The sequence below is a fragment of the Clostridium sp. Marseille-Q7071 genome (genome assembly GCF_965112025.1).
Genome location: NZ_CBCOPR010000001.1, coordinates 2558502 through 2579997, shown reverse-complemented (window position 1 = coordinate 2579997; position 21496 = coordinate 2558502). Strand labels below are relative to the sequence as shown.

The window sequence follows — 21496 nt, the reverse complement described above, 5'->3', positions numbered from 1 at the left end:
TATAAAATATTTTAAAATTGAGATATATTTTATAAATTTATCTCAAATACTTATGAGGGGAGTTTTACAATGAAAATTTACTCATGGAATATAAATGGCCTTAGAGCCATGTTAAAAAAAGATTTTATTCCTTGGATAATGGAGTCATCACCTGATATATTATGTATTCAAGAAACTAAGCTTCAAGAAAATAATTTAGATGAGAATATAACTAATATTGAAGGCTACTATTCATATTTTTCTCATGGAATAAAAAAAGGATATAGCGGAGTTGCAATTTACACTAAAACAAAACCAAAATCTATTAAAAATGGTATTGGTATTAAAAGATTTGATATAGAAGGACGTATATTAATTGCTGAATATGAAGACTTTACTCTTATGAATATCTATTTTCCTAATGGTCAATCTTCTGAAGAAAGACTTGAATATAAAATGGAATTTTATGATGCTATATTAGATTTTTGTAATATTGAAGTATCAAAAGGTACTAATTTAATAATTTGTGGTGATTATAATACTGCTCATACTCCTATGGATATAAAAAATGCTAAAGCTAATGAAAAGACCTCTGGTTTTCTACCAATGGAAAGAGCTTGGATAGACAAATTTATATCAAATGGATACATCGATACCTTTAGATATATAAATCCAGATAAAATAAAATATAGTTGGTGGAGCTACAGATTTAAGGCTCGTGAAAGAAATGCCGGATGGAGAATAGATTATTTCTTTGTTTCAAGAAACATGGTTAATCGAGTTTTAAAGGCAGAGATTTTAAATGAAGTTCTAGGTTCAGACCACTGTCCTATAACTTTAGAAATTGAAAGTCGTGATTAAGATCACGGCTTTTAATTTATATACTCTTTAAATATTAAAAATATTACAAAGTAATAATTATTTTATATTTGTGTATATTATATTTTTCTTTTCATAAAATATTTTTATAATAAAAACATAAAATATGATATAATTTATATTTAAATATGAAAAGTAATTATAGTTTATTTAATATTAAAGTTTTCTATAATTTATAATGAACTTATTATAATTGGGAAATATATTAATTATAATAGTATAAATCTTATAGCTATATCTAAAGTTATATGTTTATTATATATTTATAAATTTTAATTAACATTAATTTTTTATAAATATTATAAAGTATTTTAACATAATGTTTAAAATATATATATGTATAAAATTTGAAAAATTTTCAAATAACTATTAAAATATATTTAATAGTTTAATTATAAGTAAGGAGTGAGAATTATGATGATAAAATTAACTGTTAAAAATCTTATTAATCTAGGCTTATGGGGCAGACTGTGTGAGTATAAGGGATGGGATAAGCATATTGTAAGAGATGGGTTAATTTCATTAGATAGCGAAGTTGAGTTTGATGATGAATTTTTAAAGAAAGATGTCGTTCCAATAGATCAATTAAAAATGTTTTTATTTAATATAAATAGTGATGTAGCAGTTTATTGTGGAATAATGCTAGCAAGAGATTTAGGGGATGCTAAACTTAGGATAGGAACTATACACAATGTTATTAAAATTAATACTATAGAAGAGATAACTAAGGAACAATTATATAACTTTAAAAATATGCACCATGTCCTTTATAGAAAACAACTTTAATATTTTCTACTATAACGCAATACGTTTCAATTTATTTTATTAAATAATTTTTCATATTAATTTTAAAGCAATGAAAAATAATTCATTTCATACAAAAAGAATGAAGCATATCTATATAATGCTTCATTCTTTAAATTTGTTATAAATTTCTTCTAAATCATTTTTACTTAATAGCCTTTCTATTAAGTATGCTAAAAATATAATACTAGGTAAATTTACTAAAAGTCTAGTAAAAGTATATTTATATCCAAGTGCTGATAATTCAAATAAAAATGTTGGTATTTTTGTAGTACACCAAGCTCCCATAAAGACCATTATGTTACTAAATTTAGCTCCTTTTTTAATAAATACAGCAGTTATAGGAAAGGCTGCATATACAGGTCCTGCTGCTAATGAGCCTAATAATATAGCAAGGACTACTCCTAAAATTCCTGAGTTGTTTCCCATATATTTTATCATGGTTTCTCTAGGAACCCAAATATCTAAAAGTCCTAATAATAGCATTATAGGTGGCAATACTGCTAGCATTTGTTTAAAGGAATCCAGTGCTATTAACCCTATATTTTGACCCTTATTAAAGTCAAGTAAAGTTATTATTAAAGTTATAATTAATATTATTATAAAAAAAGAATATCGTTTTAGCCATTTCATAAAATCACCTCATCATAACCCCTACAATAAATGCACTTACTATAGAATAAACAAAATAAATTATATTTCTAACTGCTGTTGCCTTTTTACCTATAAACTTTGCTTCCATAGTAAAAGTAAATATTCCAACAAACATGAAAGCAGAAATTAATGCTGTAACTTGAGTATAACCTGCTCCATTTTCTAAAAGTAATGCTACTGTAGAAAAAGCTACAAATGTAGGTACTAAAGTTAATGAACCTATTATAGCTGCAGTTATCACACCAATGATTCCAGATTCTTCACCAATAATAGATGATATGTTCTCCGGTGATAATATAGTAAGTATAATCCCTACTATAAATATAATTCCTAAAAACTGTGGCATTATATTTTCAAAGGACTTTATTCCTATCAATAATGCACTTTTTGTTTTCTTCTTATCTTTTAAAAAAGAAATCAAATAAAGTACAATTACAGCTCCATAAAGCAAAAATGTAGTCATTACAAATCCTCCCTAGAAACTATTAAATCTTTATTATATTAATATTAAATTTATATTTATTAGTTCCTATATTTGTAAATTTGTAAATTTTCTTCAAATCAACTTTTTAATAAATTGTTAATTTTTTATAAAATATATAAAATTAAAGTCCACCTATTTAAAGATTTTAAGTTTCTAATAAAATATTTATTATGAAACTTAAATTCATATAAAATAGATGGACTCATAAATTATACTCTCTGTAATAATATTCAATAATTAAAAATATTTTTTAAAGTTCTGATATATTATTTTTCCTCTTAGCAATAAAAGGTAGTATTAACCCTAATCCTATAAGAACAAAAGGTGTTAATATATTAAGTGATATTTGAAAATACCATTCTGATGTAAAAGCTTCTAATCCCTTTGGGAACATACCCATAATGCATGCAAAAGCAGTAAAGACAAAACACCATAATCCAACACCATAGGCTACCTTAGAATTTTTTATAAATCTATATTCTGAAGGATACTTTTCTGTATATTTTTTCCTTAAAAACATATACGCTAAGAATACCCATAAATATCTTAGTGGCATAACTATTGAGTTTAGGTCTAATAACCAGTTGAATAAAGTATTCATATCACCAATACCAAGTGCAGGTATTATTATTAGAATACTAACTAAAATTGCTGTGACTTTATATCCATTTATTGGTGCACCATATTTGTTAGTTTTAGTTAATGACTTTGGTATATACTCTGAATTTGCATCTCCTAATAATACTTTTAATGGTGCATCTATTGAAAATACTAATGCAGAAATTTGACCAGTCATATTAGCAAGAGCATATAGAATTAAGAAGAAGTTTCCTACTCCATAATATTCTCCCAACATTTTAAAGGCATAATATTGGCCATTCATCTTTAAATCTGCAGGAATGTTGTTTGCATCAAACATTATTGACATTGCAAATGAACCTAACAATGCTGATACTGCTACCATTATTGCAAGAACTATCATTCCTCTTGGAAAATCTTTTGATGGATTTTTAGTATTATTTACATATGGTGATAATTTTTCCGCACCACCAACTGCAAAAACTAACATTGATAATGTAGTAAAATATGCAAAATTAAATTCTGGCATAACTGAACTAAAGGTTATATTTGTTGTTGCAGGCTTAATTCCTCTCATTCCAGGTGCTGCAATTACTAATAATATATATAATAATGACATTACAAATATTGAAGTACCTGCTAAAGTTCCTATTCTTTTTAAAGATGTAATTCCTCTTGAAGCAATCCATAAAAATACTAAGAACACTACTAGTGATATTAATTGCAATGTTAGTGGATTAATTCCTTTAATGAAATCTCCGCTTTGTGATACTCCCCAACCTAATGCTATTAATACTGATTGAGGCTTTTGTGCTAAATAAGGTATATGCACAACCCAATAAGTCCATCCAGCTAGATAAGCTAATTTTTTACCCATAGTAGCGTCAATCCATCCACTTACACCTGAATTACTTTCTTTAAAAGTAGCTCCTAACTCTCCTACCATTAAAACATAAGGCACAAAATATAATCCTATAATTAATATCCAAGATACTATTACCTTTAATCCTTGGTTAGCAAAATTGTTAACAACATTACCAAAACCCCATACTGTAACAAAGGCCATTAGCGCAAGATTTTGCCATGTAAGCCTTTTAGCTTCGTTGTTACCCATAATATCATTCTCCTCTTATGTAAAAACATTTCATATAATAATATTTTTACTTAATTTTATTCATGTAAAAATATATTTCCCACAAGAATACTTTTTTATTAGACATCTAAAAAGATTAATTAATCTAAGTATATTAAAATCCGCTTTCATAACCGCCTTAAGGCTTAATATATAGACAGATATAGTTTCATCCTTTTTCACAAATAGTATTAATATAGTCATTCTTTTATCATCTCTTATTATGCAGTATTTTATAAAAATATACTTAAATGTTGGCTAGATATTTTTTTAAATGCCTTAAAATTATTTAATGTTTCTCAAATAACTCTTTTCTGTTGTTAAAAACATCTAATTAAATTTTGTTATTTAATGAAAAATTTGGTTTAAACATGCTTAATCCTAAAACAAACCTACCATAATCAAAGGTAATAGACAATATAAATTAGTATTGTAAGATTATTCATTATATTCATAATTTTATATCAAAAATAAAAATTTCAACATGATTAACTATAAATAATCAAAGTCTAAATATATTTTATTATTACTTAATACTGCTATAGCCTTAGAATAATAGCATAGCATTATATTTTCAAATTAAATCTTTACTAAAAAATCATATAAATTTTGCTCTATATAAATAAAATAAAAATAATCAATCCAATTTACACAATATTTCCTTTATTTAAATAAATTTAATGGTATAATGTTCTAGTCATAATAAATTTTCTATAGATATATTAAAGTAACCTAAAATATATGTCAGTCCTCACTAATTATTTTTTAAGATATATAATAGTAAACTCTTATATATATGGGTAAACTTTTTAAATATGTACAAAAGAATCAATATAATAATATTTTCGTAAAATATTATAATTTATATACTTAGAAAGGATGAAAATTGATGGAGAGTTCAAATGAAAAAGTCTTAAAAAAAGAACTTGGATTATTTGATGCCATAACTATTGTATTAGGTATGGTTATAGGTTCAGGTATTTTTTTCAAACCTGCTATAGTTTTTAAAAATGCTGGTTCACCATTATTAGGTATATTAGCTTGGGTATCAGGAGGAATAATAGCTATGGCGTCAGGCCTAACCATTGCAGAAATTGCAGCAGCTATCCCTAAAACCGGCGGGTTATTCGTGTATCTTAAAGAGCTTTATGGAGAAAAATGGGCATTTTTATTTGGCTGGGTACAAACTGTTGTTTACCTGCCTGGAGCAGTTGCAGCCTTAGCTATTGTATTATCAACTCAAGCTACAGATTTTATTAATTTAAGCAGTACTTCTCAAAAGCTATTAGCCATGGGATTTATAATATTTCTTACAATAGTTAATATAATTTCTACAAAGTTAGGAAGTAAAATTCAAGGAATAGTAACTGTAGCAAAGCTTTTGCCGATTATAATTATAATAGTACTTGGCTTTATGAAAGGAACAGCTCAAAGTTTTAGCTTTAATCTAGGAGATTCAAGTAGTGTATCTGGTTTTGGTGCAGCTATATTAGGTACCCTTTGGGCTTATGATGGATGGATTAGTGTAGGAAATATGGCAGGTGAACTAAAAAACCCTAAAAAAGATCTTCCAAAATCTATTATATTAGGGTTATCTATAACAATTATAGTTTATGCACTTATAAACCTAGCATTAATTAAAATAATACCAATAGAAGCGGTTATAACTTCAGAAAAACCAGCTTCTGATGCTGCAATGGTTTTATTCGGAAATAATGGAGCTAAATTTATTTCTATCGGTATATTTGTTTCTATCTTTGGTGCTTTAAATGGATACATGATGACTGGTGTAAGAATTCCTTTTGCTATGGCTCAAGATAATTTAACACCTTTCAGTTCATTTTTCGGTAAAATAAATACTAAGTTTGGAACTCCAACAAATGCCTTTATATTCCAAGGATTTTTATCTTGTCTTTATGTTTTATCAGGTTCTTTTAATATGCTTACTGATTTAGTAATGTTTGTACTATGGATATTCTTTACTATGGGCGTTGCAGGAATATTTATTTTAAGAAGTAAATTTAAGGATATAGAGAGACCTTATCGCGTACCTCTTTATCCTATAATCCCTCTTGTAGGAATAGTTGGAAGTAGTTATATAATAATAAGTACATTGATAACTAACACTTCTTTTGCAATTTATGGAAGTATAATAACCTTATTAGGATTACCTGTATATTATTATGTTAAAAATAAAAATATAGCTTAATATGTAAATATAAAATCGGCCTACCGTAAGTAAGCCGATTTTATACTTATACTAGCTCTAAATTAATATATATGTGAAAATAATTGATATTTTTTAAGTGATACAATCACTTCTTATAAAGAACTAGCAATACATTGCTAGTAAAAATTAGTTTAAGAAATTAATTTATAAAGAATTAATTTTCACCATAATTGTGAATTTTGCATTGTGAATTGAAATACCCAAAGGTGTAGCGATATTGGGCTATACATTAATTTTAAAGATAGTTTATCTATATACTTTATATTTATCCCTTGTTATCTTTTATTTCTTGTCATAAATTCTTCTATTTCATCTATTTCTTTTATAATGTCTTTAGATAGATTTATGCAGCCATCTTCTGTCACAAGTAAGTCATCTTCTATTCTAATTCCAATGCCTTCTTCTGAAATATAAAGACCGGGCTCATTGGTTAAAATCATACCTGGTTGTAGTGGAATATTATAATGTCCAACGTCATGAGTGTCTAATCCTAAAAAATGTCCAAAGGAGTGGAAATAATAATTCGATAATTCGTTATCTTCTTTTATCAATCCAAGTTCTTTGCATCCTTTTGCAAGTTCTTTTTTAGATAACTCATTTATATCCTTCCACATAACTCCTGGTTTTACAGCTGCTTCAATAGCTTTTTGAGCTCTTAGCACTACATCATAAACAGCTTTTTGCCTTTCAGTAAATTTACCATTTATAGGAAAAGTGCGAGAAATATCCCCATTATAAAGTTCATATTGTGCACCTAAATCAAGTAAAACTAAACTTTCATCTTTAACTTCACAATTATTTTCTTCGTAATGAAGCACTGTGCCATTTTTTCCTGAACCAATTATAGTATTAAAAGCTGTAACCCTAACTCCATTTTTTCTTAAAGTATAATCAAAACATGCTTCAAGTTCATACTCCATCATTCCTACTCTAGAATTAGACATCATATTATATATACCTTCTTTAGTTAAATCTATAGCTTTTTTAATGAGTTCAATTTCTTCTTCGGATTTTATAACTCTTAAGCTAGCAATATGATTGAACACATTTTTAACTTTAAAGAATGGATATCTTTCTACAACTTCATTTGCAAAATTTCCCCCTTCACTTCTGCTCATATTATATTCTTGTCTTTCAAAATCTAAATATAAGTTTTCAATAAGCATATCTCCACCAATTCTGCCGAAAGATTCATGGAATTGATCTAAATACTTAATATTCTCTATACCAGTTAACTCTTTAGATTCTTCTACAGATAGCTTTTCTCCAATCCACCTAGCCATAACAGGATCCTGCCTTTCTATAAAAAGGCTTTCTGATACTTGTCCATCTTGTTTCACTAAAATAAATATGGCTTTTTCTCTTGGAAAACCAACTATATAGTAAAAGTTCCTATTTTGTACAAATGGATATTTGTCATCTGCAGATTTATATGGAGCATCTCCTGCAAAAAGTACTAAAACTGAATTATCTTCTAATTTTTCACTAAGGTTCTTTCTATTTCTGATAAAAAATTCTTTATTCATAATTCCCTCCTATTTAAATATATTTATATACTTTGAAATCAACATTTTTATTTAAGCATATACAGAAAATAACTAGTTAAATATACGAACATATTGAATGTTTATTTTTCTATATACCTTAATTAACTTCTTAAAAAGTTTAAAACTTTTAAATACCTTAATCTATCTTTATGATTGAAATGGACTTTCTATTAAATTAATTTCACTAGTATTAGGATTTAATCTAATACTAGTCCCTATAGGTAAAATTATTTTAGGATCAGTATGTCCAAAATCTACATCTACAACTATTGGCATGTAACTATTGTTAAACTCATCTCTAATAACTCTTAATATAATATTATTAAGTTCTTCTTTTTCTTCTTGTGAATAATCTTTAGCTCTACCAAAAATTATAGCTTTTGCTTTATCAAATATTCCTTGAATACCATAATTTCTTAACATGAATCCAACTTGGCTTGGAGAAGGCTTCTCCTCTGAAGTTTCAAAAAATAAGATTTTATCATGCCAAAACTCTTTACTTGGCCAATAGTCTGTTGATTTTAAAAACTCTAAAACCTCAATACACCCTCCCCATAATCTACCTTCCGTAACTTCTTTTCCTTGTAAAAATCTCCATCCCTCTTTATTATCATTAAATTCTGTACATTGCCCTATTGTACCTTTGTTTCTCCAATCTTTATAACCATCCACCCATTTTTCATAAGGTCTATATGAATAAGGTATTATTCCCTCAAACAATATTGCTTTAATATGATTTATATAAGATTTTGGAAGGTTTTCTAATTGGGCAAATCCTGCCATAACTGAAGGTCCATAAAAAGTAATTATACCTAACTGATTTAAATAAGTTAAAAAGGTAGTGGCATCTGAAAATCCCATAATAAATTTAGGATTATTTATTATTAAATCTTTATCTAAATATTTTAAAATTCTGACAGATTCATATCCACCTATAGATGTTATGATTCCATCAATACAGTCATCTTTAAAAGCATTGTTTATATCTTCTGCTCTTAGCCTTGGATTGTTATAAAGATCTTCCGGTGACATTCTAGCAGTTTTCATTTCAACTACTTCAAACCCTAATATATCTCTTAAATTCTTCAAGCCAAGCTCATAAATATCTGGAAACAAAAATGGTAAACCATTGGATGGTGATATAATTGCTATACGAGACCCCTCTTTTAATTTTCTAGGTTTTATCAAAATATCCTCCTCCTTAAGCCAGTATTTACATATTAATGCTAGTAATTTTTTACTTAATTGCTTATATTTATATGATATTCTACTATAAACTATTTTAAAACACAACTTTTTCAATTTACAATGGGAAATTCACAATTAAAGAATTAAATTCCACTTAAATTCTTCATACTTAATACTTAATTTCTATAGTCTCTCCATAGTATTAGTTAAATTTACTGATTCTTGCTCCAAAATATACTGCACCTCAAGAGAACCCTTCCAGGGCTTCACTACTGTTCCCCAGAAGTAAAAAAATTAGTAATTGTATTGCTAGCAAAAAATCAGTTAAAAAGATTAGTTTGATTAAAATCACTTCCCACCACAATTGTGAATTTTTCATTTTCAATTCTCCATTGATTAAAGTTGCGAATTGAAATATTTAAAGGTACAGTTATACCTTAATTTTTAAGATAGTATATATACCATTGCTATCTTAATTAAACTTAATCAGGATTATAAAAATATTAATTAAATAAATGATCATACCATCTTGAAATTTCAAACTCTAAGTTCTCAAAGTCAATAAATCTACTTTCTCTATGAACTTCCTTACCTTGTGCAAACATAATTATAGTTGGCACTGTAAATATGGTAAACTCTCCGCTTGCTTTTATCATTGAGTCAATAAATATATGTCTAAAATTTATATTAGGATATTTATTGGCTAAATATTCTACTCTTGGCTCTATAGAATTACAAACTCCACAATCTTTTGTTGATGCTAAAATTAAAGATAATTTATTATCTTTAATTGAATGTAATAATTCTTCTAGACTTTCGTTATTCATATCTTATCTCCCAAATAATATTTTTTACTATTTTATAAATAAACAATTATTGAATTTTACAACCTCATATTATAAGTAAATATAATCATTGTCAAATATTACATCATAAATGAAATTCCATTTAAGCTACCTATAAATTTAATTATTTGAGAAATTCCTAAAAGATACTAAAAATAAGATATAAATTTTCAATATAAATATGATTAAAATAAAAATTATAATTAAATTATCTAATATAATAAATGTATAGAATTATGAATAATATGTATAAATATTATTAAAATATAAATTATTTTCTGAACTTATTCTTAAAAACCGTATAAAATAGCCCTTTTTTGTGCCAAAAATCAATTTTAAAAAGTTTTTTTAAAAAAGTATTGCATATTTATAATAAATATATGTATAATTATACTCAACGTAAAAATTGATTTAGGGGGATTAAAAATGAATAAAAATTTATTTAAAAAATTTATAGTAGCAACTATGGTAGGTGCAATGACATTTACTCTAATAGGATGCACTAAAAAAGACTCTGATACAGAAACAGTATCCATTTTAGAGAAAGTTAAGGAATCTAAAAAACTGGTTATTGGTACGAGTGCCGATTACCCACCTTATGAATTTCATAAAGAAATAAACGGTAAGGATGAAATTGTAGGCTTTGACATAACAATAGCAAAAGAACTTGCAAAAGATTTAGGCGTTGAATTAAAAATTAGTGATATGAGCTTTGATGGATTATTGCCTGCTCTTAAAACTGGTAAAATAGATATGGCTCTTGCTAGTATGAATCCTTCAGAGGAAAGAAAAGAGAGCGTTGATTTTTCAGATATCTATTATAAAGCACAGCATGGAATAATAGTTAGAAAAGAAGATAAAGATAAATACCCAGATTTAGATAGTTTAGCTGGTAAAAAGATAGGTGTACAAAAAGGTTCCATACAACAACAATTTGCTACATCTCAAATAAAAGATGCAGATCTTAAAGGTTTAAGTAAAATCACTGATTTAATAATGGAACTTAAAAACAATAAAGTAGATGCAGTTGCCATAGAATTACCAGTTGGTGAATTTTATGCTGAAAGAAATCCTGATTTAGCAATGACAACTTGTGAATTTAAAACAGAGGAAGACTTAGGCGCAGCTATTGCAGTAAAAAAAGGTGAAGCAGATTTTATAGAAGAAATAAATAAAACTTTAAATAGACTTATAAAAGAAGGAAAAATATCTGAGTTTATTGTTGAAGCAAATAAAATGGTCGAATAATTGCTACTATAGAACTTTTGAAAGGAGGAAGACATTTTGGATTTTGGATTTTTAAGCAAATATTATCCTTTCTTTATAGAAGGAACAAAGTTTACGATAATATTGGCATTTTTTACTGTTGTGTTTGGTACAATTTTAGGCTCTATATTAAGTCTTATGAAACTTAGTAAAAATAATTTTTTAAAATTTATCTCATCTTCTTATATAGAAATAGTAAGGGGAACTCCAATATTAGTTCAGTTATACATAGTCTATTATGGATTACCTTCATTAGGTATTCATTTTCCTGATATGGTAGCAGCGATAATAACCTTATCTTTAAATAGCGCTGCCTATGTTGCAGAAATTGTACGAGCTGGTATAGATGCTGTAGATAAGGGTCAAAAAGAAGCTGCAAGGAGTTTAGGTATGTCAAATTCTTTAACCATGAGACTAATAATAATGCCTCAAGCTTTAAAGAATATATTACCTGCACTAGGTAACGAATTTATAACAATAATAAAGGAATCTTCAATAGTATCTGTTATAGGAATCGGTGAGCTTATGTATAAAGCAGATACAGTAAGAGGAAACACCGCTCAACCTTTCGAACCATTAATTGTTGTTGCAATTATTTATTTTGTATTAACATTTACTTTATCAAAATTACTAGGAGTAATTGAGAGGAGGATGAAGATAAGTGATAACCATTAAAGGATTAGAAAAACACTTTGGACAACATGAAGTTCTTAAAGGTATAGATGAGACTATAGAAAAAGGTGAAGTAGTTGTGGTTATAGGACCTAGCGGCTCAGGAAAAAGCACATTTTTAAGATGCTTAAATCTACTTGAAGCGCCTACTGCTGGAACAATAACATTTAAATCCACAGAAATAACGGATAAAAAAATTAATATAGATAAAATAAGAGAAAAAATGGGTATGGTGTTTCAACAATTTAATCTCTTTCCTCACAAAACCGTATTGGATAACATAACTCTATCACCAATTAATGTACAGGGCTTAAGCAAGGAAGAAGCCGAAAAGAAAGCAATGGCTTTACTAGAAAAAGTGGGTTTAAAGGATAAGGCTAAAGCCTACCCATCTTCATTATCTGGAGGACAAAAGCAAAGAATTGCCATAGCTAGAGCTTTAGCCATGGAACCTGAGGTCATGCTCTTTGATGAACCTACCTCTGCTCTTGATCCAGAAATGGTAGGAGAAGTTCTAAATGTTATGAAAGACTTAGCAAAAGAAGGAATGACTATGGTAATAGTTACTCATGAAATGAGATTCGCAAAAGAAGTTGGAGACAGAATTTTCTTTATTGATGGTGGGAATATTGTTGAAAAAGGAACTCCAAAGGAAGTTTTTGAAAACCCAAAGCATCTACGAACTAAAGATTTTCTATCAAAAGTATTATAAAGATATTTTAATAAGAATCCACCAGCTTAGCTGGTGGTATTTTTATCGTCCTATAAGGACATTTTACTAGCATTGTGCTTTAAGGCGCTTTTTTTTCCGCCAGCTACGTCTTTTGTTACTTGCTACTATTAAAAGGGTCCATATATTCTCTTATACTTATTTGATATGACATCATATCTTCTTTGGGCTGATTTTTATATATTCTTCTATTGCAGTTTTATTACTCCCTACTGTATCTACATAAAATCCTCTACACCAGAAGTGCCTACTTCTATATTTATATTTTAAATTTGCAAATTTCTCAAATACCATTAAACTACTTTTCCCTTTAAGAAATCCTACAAAATTTGATACATTCATTTTTATTGGAATTGAAACCAACATATGTCTATGATTTACACATGCATTTACTTCTATTATTTCAACACTTTTCTATTCACACAGTTTTCTTAATATCTTCCCTATCTCTACTTTCTTCTTCCCATATGTTTCTTCCCTTCTGAATTTTGGATGACCTTCTTTTGTCTTTAGACTTAGCTGACGAAACCATTTCTATTTTAACAAAAGGAGGTCTTTTTTGTGATACTCATCGCTAAAGTCTTTCAGAATTCACCCGCATAGCAGGTGGTTTTCTAAATTTTAACTCTAAACTATTATGTTACATATTTTATTAAAATTAAACTTAAATTTTACAATATAGAATTTAGGTCTTTAACTAATAGTATATTATAACTATTTTTTAATAATATTTCTTAATTGTATAAAAATTCTTATAACTTGTTGCCATTTTGGTTAAAAGATTATATAATATTAGTCACAAGCATATACTATATTTAATATAATATAATTAAAAGCTAGAACTTTATATATTTTCGGTTGAAAGTGGTGATTTTATGAAAGAAAAAGAATTGTGTTTAAGAGAAAAATTACAAATATTTTTTACTTTTTTCAAAATAGGAATTTTCACTTTTGGTGGTGGCTATTCAATGATTCCTTTAATTGAGAAAGAAGTAGTTAATAAAAATAAATGGCTAACAAAAAAAGAAATTAGTGATTTATTATCTTTAGGTCAAACGCTTCCAGGCTCAGTTACCATTAATTCAGCAACCTTGATTGGATATAAAATTTTACAATTGGAAGGATCTATTATAGCAACTTTAGGTGTAGTCTTACCATCATTCATAATTATATTAATCATTAGCTTATTTTTCACTAATATTGCCCAATTAGGAAGTATACAAGCCTTTCTTCATGGAGTGCAAAGTGCCATCATTTCATTAATTCTTTTTTCCGCAATATCTTTAAAAAAAGAGTCCATTGAAGATAAATTAAATTGGATTATATTGATTATTTCTCTTATCTCGATGATACTGTTTCACATCAATCCAATTATAATAATTTTTATAGGCATAATCATTGGTTCTTTTAGCTTTGCTATAAAACATTAAAATTTTCTTTCTTAAAAGAAATGCTATAGAAAAAAGGGGGGAATTTTCTTGGCAAGATTATTAACACTTTTATTTAATTTTCTTAAAATCGGCTTGCTCAGCTTTGGGGGAGGATACTCTATGATTCCTCTAATACAAAATGTAATAGAGAAATATCATTGGATAACTACTAAAGATTTTTTTAGTATGATAGGAATAGCTGAAATGACTCCTGGATCACTTTCAATAAACTCAGCCACTTTTGTTGGTTATAATGTCCTTGGACTTTTAGGAAGTTTAGTATCTACATTAGGAGTAATACTTCCGTCATTTTTATTTGCCATACTTTTATCAAGACTTATGAAAAATAAAAGATTTAATAAATTTATAGATCACATATTATATTTCATTAAACCTATTGTAATTGCAATGATAATTTCAGCGGCCTACTGTATAGGAAAAGAAACTTATGGAAATGGACAAATAATTTCAATAGAAAACTGTTTTACGGCAATAATCTCCATTTTAGCTATGTATTTAATCTTTAAAAAAAATCTAAATCCTATTACAATAATATTAGTATCTGGTTTTTTAGGAATTTTTCTATTTTATGTTTTATAAGACATCTTTAAAAAATAGCTAGCCGATATGATAATGTGTTTTGCATAATACTGTGTCAACATATTCTAATTTCAGCAGTTTGTGTTACCTTGTCTAAAGCAAACTATTTATTATATCTTTAAATAGTTATTTTATTTAAAAACTAATAGAAAATCTAAAATTTTATATCAAAGCTGAGAGGAGAACAGCATTAGTTATGAACAGTTTTTTAGGCAAATTTAGTGATGGAGAAAAAACAATTTTAAAGCTATTAGTAGAAAATGAAACTATGACAAAAAATGATATCATTAAAAAATATGATGTGAAATTAACCACTCTAAATAGAATGATGGATTCCTTATTGGAGCGAAAGATAGTTAAAGTTGTAGGTGAAGCTGAATCTACAGGTGGACGAAAGCCAAGAATATATAGCCTAGATGATGAAAACTTTTATCTTATAGGTATTGATATATCTGGCACTAGAACTAATATAGTAATTACTAACTTAAAAATGAAAATGTTAGCTCAAGAAAAGTTCCCATTAAAACCTAATAGTTTACCTGAAGATGCAATAAATAGAATAAAATTGATAGTAGATAAACACATATTTAATTTAAATATAAAAAAAGAAAATCTTATAGGCATAGGTGTTGGAAGTATTGGCCCTATTAATATGGAAGATGGAACCTATGGCAACATAGAATACTTCAATAATAAAAGCTGGTGTGGCTTTCCATTAAAAAAGACTTTAGAAGATATGTTTCATTTGCCAGTACTAATTGATAATGGTGTTAATACCGCTGTTTTAGGTGAATACCTTCTAGGTAATGGTAAGGGCGATAAAAATATTGCCTATTTTAATTGTGGAACTAAATTAGCTTCTGGTTTCATAAGTAATGGAATAATTCTAAGAGGTAAAATTGATAGGGCTGATTCCTTTTCCCATCAAATAGTTAACTTCCAAGGTGATAAATGTGAATGTGGTAATTATGGCTGTATAGCTACATATGCCTCTATTCCTGCAATCACTAAAAAATACATGAATTTATGTAAACTAAATAATTTAGATTTTAAAATAAACACTTCTGGCAATATACCCTTTAGTGATATATGCACCAAAGCTAATAGAGAGGATTCTCTTTGTCTCTCTGTAATAAAAGAAGCTTCCTCAGCTCTTGCTATTGGCATATATAATTATATAAATTTACTTCATCCAGATATAATTATTTTAAATGGACCTATTATAAGAAATATTAATGTTTTTTTTGATATGGTAAAAGAAGCATTGTCTAAAAGAAATAAAGATATTTCAACAAAAGTAGAAATAATAAAGGGTGGAATATTTAAAGATAACGAAATAGCTATTAGTGCTGCATTAATGTTCTTTATAAAAAATATATATGAAATAGATTAAATTTCTAAGCTATAGTAATAAATACTGTAGAAGTTAATTAAAAATAATTAGCTTTTACAGTATTTTTATCTTCTTATGGTAATTAATATATCACTTCTTAAAAATTTAATATACTTTTAATCTTAAAATAGTATTTTAAATTTATAACCATATTCTATAATTTCATTATAAAGTAGTCTTCTTTTCCCCTATTTAAAGTTAGAAATCTATACTTATGACAAAGTATTATGAATTTACATATTGATTATAATAAACATACAAATTATTTGTCACTCACTATTTTTATTTAGATATTATTTTATAAATTTTTCTTAATTTATGTGAACTTTTTCTCTCCTTTTAAAGTTTAATATATAAGAGGTGATAATAATGAATGCTATTGAAGTAAGAAACTTAACTAAATCTTATGATGGTATTAATAAAGCATTAGATAATATAAATTTTATAGTACCTGAAGGCTCTATTGTAGGATTTCTTGGTCCTAATGGTTCAGGTAAGACAACTACAGTAAGGATATTAAATGGAATACTAACCCCTTCAGAAGGCGAAGTAAAAATATTTGAACGTGATATCACTAAAGATCAAATAAAAATTCATAGTTTATCAGGAGTGATGACAGAAACAGCATGTAGCTATGAAAATCTAAGTGGTGAAGAAAATCTTATTTTCTTTGGTAAAATGCATGGTCTTAACAATAATGAAATTAAAAATAGAAGTAGCGAACTATTAAATAGATTAGAATTAGAAGGCGTAAGGCATAGAAAGGTAAAAGCTTATAGTACTGGAATGAAAAAAAGAATGTCTCTTGCTATAGCTCTTATTCATAATCCTAAAATATTATTTCTTGATGAGCCTACTTCTGGTCTTGATCCTGAAAGTGCTGAAAATGTTACTAAACTCATCAAAAATATGGCATTTGAAAATAAAAGTACCGTATTTATGTGTACCCATCAATTGAAGTATGCGCAAGATATATGTTCACTTTATGCTCTTATAAACAAAGGGACTTTGCTTGGCTTTGGTAGCTTTGAAGAATTATGCAACGATAGAAATTTTAATGACTCTATTATAATCAGAGGAGAAAATATTCCTAATAATGTTGGACTAAATAAAATTGATAGAAATATCTATAGAAAGCATATATCTAGCGATGAGGAAGTAGCTAAAGTTTTGCACAATATCTTTACTAACAATGGAAAAATATATGAAGTTAGAAGAGAAAAACCTTCTTTAGAAGATTTATATTTCAGTTATGTAAGAGGTGATAAATTTGAATAAAATAACCAAAGCATTAATTTATAAAGATGTAAAAGATATAACGTCTTCAAAACAAGTATTAATACCTATGATTATAGTTCCATTGATTTTTGTGATTATACTTCCAACAATAGTATTGTTGCTTCTTCATTTTTCCCCTGACTCAGTAAAAACTCTAAAGGATTTTGATTCTTTAATAAGCAGATTGCCACAAACTTATAAAGCTCTTACCACTGAGCAAATGGTATTAACTATACTTACTAATTATTTATTTCCTTCTTTTTTTCTGTTAATACCTATAATGTGTTCAACTTTACTTGGCGCTAGTAGCTTTATAGGAGAAAAAGAGCATAAAACTATGGAAACATTGTTATATACGCCAATTTCAATAGAAGAACTATTTAAAGCTAAGCTTTTGGGAGTTTTCATTCCTACTTATGTAATAACTTTAATGTGCAGCATAATATTTGGGATAATTATAAATATAGGCGGACTATTATATTTTCATAAGCTTATTTTTCCTAATATAAAATGGATACTTCTTATATTATATCTTACTCCTGCTGTAGCAATTCTTGGATTAACTTTTACTATTCTAATATCGGCAAAGTCTAAAACTTTTCAAGAAGCTCAACAGTTAGCTGGCCTTATTGTTCTACCTATAATCCTCTTAGTAATTGGCCAAATAACTGGTATATTGCTTTTAACTAATATGGTACTAATCATAATTGGAACCATTATACTTATAATAGATTATATATTATTACAGAAAATAGCTAAGAATTTTACAGCGGAAAATTTAATTTAAGGCATCTTGAAAAATAATAAACCGGTAGATTAATTTACCGGCTTATTATTTTTTAAGATACTAAAATATAAATTGGACAAGTATTTTTAACTATTTATATAAAAATATCCAATTTTAATGGTTAATAACTTATTCTCTAACTAATTTATCTGTAACCTTTGTTACTGACAAAAGCTCTATTAAATATTAAAATATATTTATTAATAAGAAAATATAAAATTTACATAGATAGGGAGTGTTTATTTATGGCACATTACGGTAATTTACAAAAGGTTAGAGATGGCAAGAGAACTTTTGCTATAACACCTCATATTCCTGGTGGATTTATAAGTGCTGATAAACTTATAAAGATAGGTGAAGTATCTAAAAAATACAATGGAGTTTTGAAGATGACCTCTGGCCAAAGAATTATGATAACAAATTTAAAGGAAGAGGATCTTGAAAATATATGGGCTGAACTTGAAATGGAACCTGCTGTTAAAAATATTTATTCAGTAAAAAATGTAGAGATTTGCCCTGCTGGTTTTTGTAAAAGATCTAAAGCTAATACTATGAATATTGGCATGAAAATTTTAAATAAATTTCATGGCGCCTCTATGCCAAATAGAACTAAAATGGGAGTTGCTGGATGTAGAAATGCCTGTGGAGGAGTTTATTCAAAAGATGTAGGTGTAATTGCAGACATTACAGGCTTTAGAGTAACTGCTGGAGGATCCTCTGGGTTTAATCCTAGAATTGCAGACATAATAGCTATTGATATTACTGAGAATGAAGCATATGAATTAGTAGAGAAGATTTTAACCTTCTATCAAAAGACAGCAAATTTTGGTGAAAAAATCAGTGATTTCATAGAAAGATTAGGACTCGATAATTTCAAAGAAGGAGTTTATAATCAAGATCCTAAAGAGTTTGATTATAATCATGAAAATAAACTTGTCTAAAGTTAAATATATTTTAACTTATATTGAGTATTTCACTTCATATTTTTATTGATTTATTACAAAAGGCACTTCAATAACCAAAGTGCCTTTTTTTCTATATCATCTCTATTATAAACTTAAAATGTGATTTATTACTTACTCTATAAAAGATTAAATATATTATTATAAATATAAGTATTGATATTATAGCTCCCTCAATTTGAAGAAAAATTATTGTACTTAATGCAGCTAGAGCATGAAGTATTGATAAAATTAATGGAAGCATAAATATTATAGCGAGTTCCTTTCCCATACTTTTTTTAATATCTTTATATGAGAAACCAATCTTTTTCATTATAGAATATCTCTTAATTTCTTCATCACATTCCATCACAATTTTAAAGTAAATTACACTTAAGCTAGATATTATGAATATAAGTGATGTAAAAAGTGCTATAAATTTAAAAGTACCACTGATATTACTTACTGATTCATAAGACTGATAATAGCTGGATATTTTTGTTTTCTCATGTAAACTATTATTTATGTCTTCTGTTAGTTCTTTACTTTTATTTTGATCTTCTACATTGATAAATCTAAGGCTAAGAGGCTTCCCAAAAGTTTTAAATCTTTCAAAAGATTCTGATGTTACAACTACAGTTTTTCCCCCTATCTCTGGATTTATAATTTCTTCTCTATACTCAAGTAAATTCATAGATTCTTCATTGTCTCCAAAGAGCATATTTATGTTTTCATTTACTTTTACACTTTTTATTTTACTTGCACCTATTTTCCATACTCTTTCACTAGAAATCTCATTTTCATCTAGTATTGCTATATTATTTTTATTTTTAAGTTTTAATTTTTCTTCTATATTTGCTACGGCACAAAGCTTGTTATAATCTTCTTCCTTAATAACATAAATATTTTTACCTTCTTTACCATCCTTTAAAATTTCATTTTCATTAAATTTTAAAGAATGAATGAAAATATCATTTTTTATCTTATTATCTTTATGTTGTTCTAAAATCTTATCTACAATTTCATCTGCTTCTTTATTAGAATGATAAACATAAGAAAACCTATGATTAGAAATATCTTTTTCTAATAATCCAGTTACAATCATTGTAGTACTAGCAGCAACTATTATAGATGCATTTAATATGGATATGACTGCTAAAGATTTAGCATTGCTGCCTATTCTGCTCCTAATACTAGATAGTGCAAGTAGTTTTTCTACATTTTTATAGCTACCCTTCCTTTGTCTCATCAAACTTACATAGAGAGTAAAGAAGCTATTAAAAAATAAATATGTTCCTGCTATTACTGATATTAAAGCTAAAAAAAGTGATGCTGCACCTAAAATTTTTATTCCTGTTAAACTTCCGAAGAAGTATCCTAAGATAAGCAATACTATTGATAATATGCCTTTTAAAGTTTTATTTTTAGGCTCTTTTTCATTAATTTCTTCCCCTTTAAATAACTCAATAAGTTTAAACTTATATATTATTCTATAAGCTCTTATAGAAATGATAATAAATACTATACTAAAATTAACTAACGTATTTTTTAGTGCCTTAAAACTGAATACTATTCCTATATCTCCTGTAGCCTTTATAAAACTCATAAATACCCTAGCAAATATTTGTGACAATAATGTTCCTATTACTATAGAAATACTTAATGAAAATATCCCTATTATTAAAGTTTCCATAAACATCATCTTTGCTATATCTTTATTTTTCATTCCTAATAAAGCATATATGCCTATTTCTTTTTTTCTTTTTTTTATAAAAAACGAAGTGGAGTTCCACATGAATATTACTGAAAAAAGAATGATTACATAAGAACATAAATTAAATAAAAGATTAGCAACTCCTAAAGCATCTTTTCCCATAAGTGCTCTTAATTTTTCTGAATTTGCTATATTTAAATACACATTAAATATACTTATATTAATTATTATAGAAACAATGTATGTAAAATAATTCTTCTTATTATGCTTTACATTGTTTAAGCTAATATTTAGTAAATTAAATTTCACACTACTCTCTCCTTACAAATATCAAATCATTATTTATGTAAAATTTTATCATTCT

19 protein-coding genes and 1 pseudogene are annotated in these 21496 nt (G+C 26.9%); 12 read left to right on the top strand and 8 right to left on the bottom strand.

Annotated features, from left to right (window positions below):
• The first annotated feature begins 69 nt into the window (after positions 1-69).
• Both ACWPW7_RS12090 and ACWPW7_RS12085 read left to right on the top strand, forming a co-directional pair.
• Positions 70-840, top strand: a complete 771-nt coding sequence (locus ACWPW7_RS12090; RefSeq protein WP_454053703.1) for an exodeoxyribonuclease III — start codon at positions 70-72, stop codon at positions 838-840.
• 432 nt (positions 841-1272) lie between these two features.
• Positions 1273-1644 (top strand): hypothetical protein, encoded by a 372-nt coding sequence (locus ACWPW7_RS12085; RefSeq protein ID WP_291566446.1) that lies wholly within the window; start codon positions 1273-1275, stop codon positions 1642-1644.
• A gap of 123 nt (positions 1645-1767) precedes the next feature.
• On the opposite strand, the gene ACWPW7_RS12080 is transcribed toward ACWPW7_RS12085, so the two are convergent.
• The 3 genes from ACWPW7_RS12080 to ACWPW7_RS12070 form a co-directional block, all read right to left on the bottom strand.
• On the bottom strand, positions 1768-2295 hold the full coding sequence (locus ACWPW7_RS12080; protein WP_454053702.1) for a permease: 528 nt from the start codon (positions 2293-2295) through the stop codon (positions 1768-1770).
• Between the two features lie 4 nt (positions 2296-2299).
• Positions 2300-2779 (bottom strand): permease, encoded by a 480-nt coding sequence (locus tag ACWPW7_RS12075; RefSeq protein ID WP_454053701.1) that lies wholly within the window; start codon positions 2777-2779, stop codon positions 2300-2302.
• Between the two features lie 271 nt (positions 2780-3050).
• The gene (locus ACWPW7_RS12070) at positions 3051-4493 is read right to left on the bottom strand and encodes an amino acid permease (protein ID WP_454053700.1); all 1443 of its coding nucleotides are present in this window, start codon (positions 4491-4493) and stop codon (positions 3051-3053) included.
• A gap of 907 nt (positions 4494-5400) precedes the next feature.
• Between ACWPW7_RS12070 and ACWPW7_RS12065 the strand changes: the two genes are divergently transcribed.
• Entirely contained in the window at positions 5401-6720 is a 1320-nt protein-coding gene (locus ACWPW7_RS12065; protein ID WP_454053699.1) for an APC family permease, read from the top strand.
• Between the two features lie 296 nt (positions 6721-7016).
• Here ACWPW7_RS12065 and ACWPW7_RS12060 read toward each other — a convergent pair whose 3' ends face one another.
• From ACWPW7_RS12060 to ACWPW7_RS12050, 3 genes are all read right to left on the bottom strand, one after another.
• Entirely contained in the window at positions 7017-8267 is a 1251-nt protein-coding gene (locus ACWPW7_RS12060; RefSeq protein ID WP_454053698.1) for an aminopeptidase P family protein, read from the bottom strand.
• 168 nt (positions 8268-8435) lie between these two features.
• On the bottom strand, positions 8436-9476 hold the full coding sequence (locus tag ACWPW7_RS12055; protein ID WP_454053697.1) for a S66 family peptidase: 1041 nt from the start codon (positions 9474-9476) through the stop codon (positions 8436-8438).
• A gap of 503 nt (positions 9477-9979) precedes the next feature.
• Positions 9980-10303, bottom strand: coding sequence for a thioredoxin family protein (locus ACWPW7_RS12050; protein ID WP_454053696.1), 324 nt, complete (start codon positions 10301-10303; stop codon positions 9980-9982).
• A gap of 444 nt (positions 10304-10747) precedes the next feature.
• Between ACWPW7_RS12050 and ACWPW7_RS12045 the strand changes: the two genes are divergently transcribed.
• The 3 genes from ACWPW7_RS12045 to ACWPW7_RS12035 are packed head-to-tail and all read left to right on the top strand — an operon-like array spanning position 10748 to position 12971.
• On the top strand, positions 10748-11569 hold the full coding sequence (locus ACWPW7_RS12045) for an ABC transporter substrate-binding protein (protein WP_454053695.1): 822 nt from the start codon (positions 10748-10750) through the stop codon (positions 11567-11569).
• 36 nt (positions 11570-11605) lie between these two features.
• Entirely contained in the window at positions 11606-12262 is a 657-nt protein-coding gene (locus tag ACWPW7_RS12040) for an amino acid ABC transporter permease (protein WP_454053694.1), read from the top strand.
• The gene (locus ACWPW7_RS12035) at positions 12249-12971 is read left to right on the top strand and encodes an amino acid ABC transporter ATP-binding protein (protein WP_454053693.1); all 723 of its coding nucleotides are present in this window, start codon (positions 12249-12251) and stop codon (positions 12969-12971) included. Before ACWPW7_RS12040 ends, ACWPW7_RS12035 begins: the two co-directional genes overlap by 14 nt.
• Positions 12972-13086: 115 nt before the next feature.
• Here ACWPW7_RS12035 and tnpA read toward each other — a convergent pair.
• Positions 13087-13481 (bottom strand): annotated as a pseudogene (tnpA, locus tag ACWPW7_RS12030) (IS200/IS605 family transposase); the annotation flags it as partial.
• 383 nt (positions 13482-13864) lie between these two features.
• Here tnpA and ACWPW7_RS12025 point away from each other — a divergent pair.
• The 6 genes from ACWPW7_RS12025 to ACWPW7_RS12000 all read left to right on the top strand — a co-directional run bounded on the left by ACWPW7_RS12025 (position 13865) and on the right by ACWPW7_RS12000 (position 19418).
• Complete coding sequence (locus ACWPW7_RS12025; RefSeq protein WP_454053692.1) at positions 13865-14419, top strand: chromate transporter; 555 nt, start codon at positions 13865-13867, stop codon at positions 14417-14419.
• 48 nt (positions 14420-14467) lie between these two features.
• A complete protein-coding gene (locus ACWPW7_RS12020) occupies positions 14468-15019 on the top strand; it encodes a chromate transporter (protein WP_454053691.1) in 552 nt (183 codons plus the stop codon).
• A 196-nt stretch (positions 15020-15215) separates the two neighbouring features.
• Complete coding sequence (locus tag ACWPW7_RS12015) at positions 15216-16412, top strand: ROK family protein (RefSeq protein ID WP_454053690.1); 1197 nt, start codon at positions 15216-15218, stop codon at positions 16410-16412.
• Between the two features lie 369 nt (positions 16413-16781).
• The gene (locus ACWPW7_RS12010; protein WP_454053689.1) at positions 16782-17690 is read left to right on the top strand and encodes an ABC transporter ATP-binding protein; all 909 of its coding nucleotides are present in this window, start codon (positions 16782-16784) and stop codon (positions 17688-17690) included.
• Positions 17683-18477, top strand: coding sequence for an ABC transporter permease subunit (locus ACWPW7_RS12005; RefSeq protein ID WP_454053688.1), 795 nt, complete (start codon positions 17683-17685; stop codon positions 18475-18477). Before ACWPW7_RS12010 ends, ACWPW7_RS12005 begins: the two co-directional genes overlap by 8 nt.
• A gap of 245 nt (positions 18478-18722) precedes the next feature.
• Positions 18723-19418, top strand: coding sequence for an NAD(P)/FAD-dependent oxidoreductase (locus ACWPW7_RS12000; RefSeq protein ID WP_454053687.1), 696 nt, complete (start codon positions 18723-18725; stop codon positions 19416-19418).
• A 94-nt stretch (positions 19419-19512) separates the two neighbouring features.
• On the opposite strand, the gene ACWPW7_RS11995 is transcribed toward ACWPW7_RS12000, so the two are convergent.
• The gene (locus tag ACWPW7_RS11995; protein WP_454053686.1) at positions 19513-21441 is read right to left on the bottom strand and encodes an FtsX-like permease family protein; all 1929 of its coding nucleotides are present in this window, start codon (positions 21439-21441) and stop codon (positions 19513-19515) included.
• Between the last annotated feature and the right edge of the window lie 55 nt (positions 21442-21496).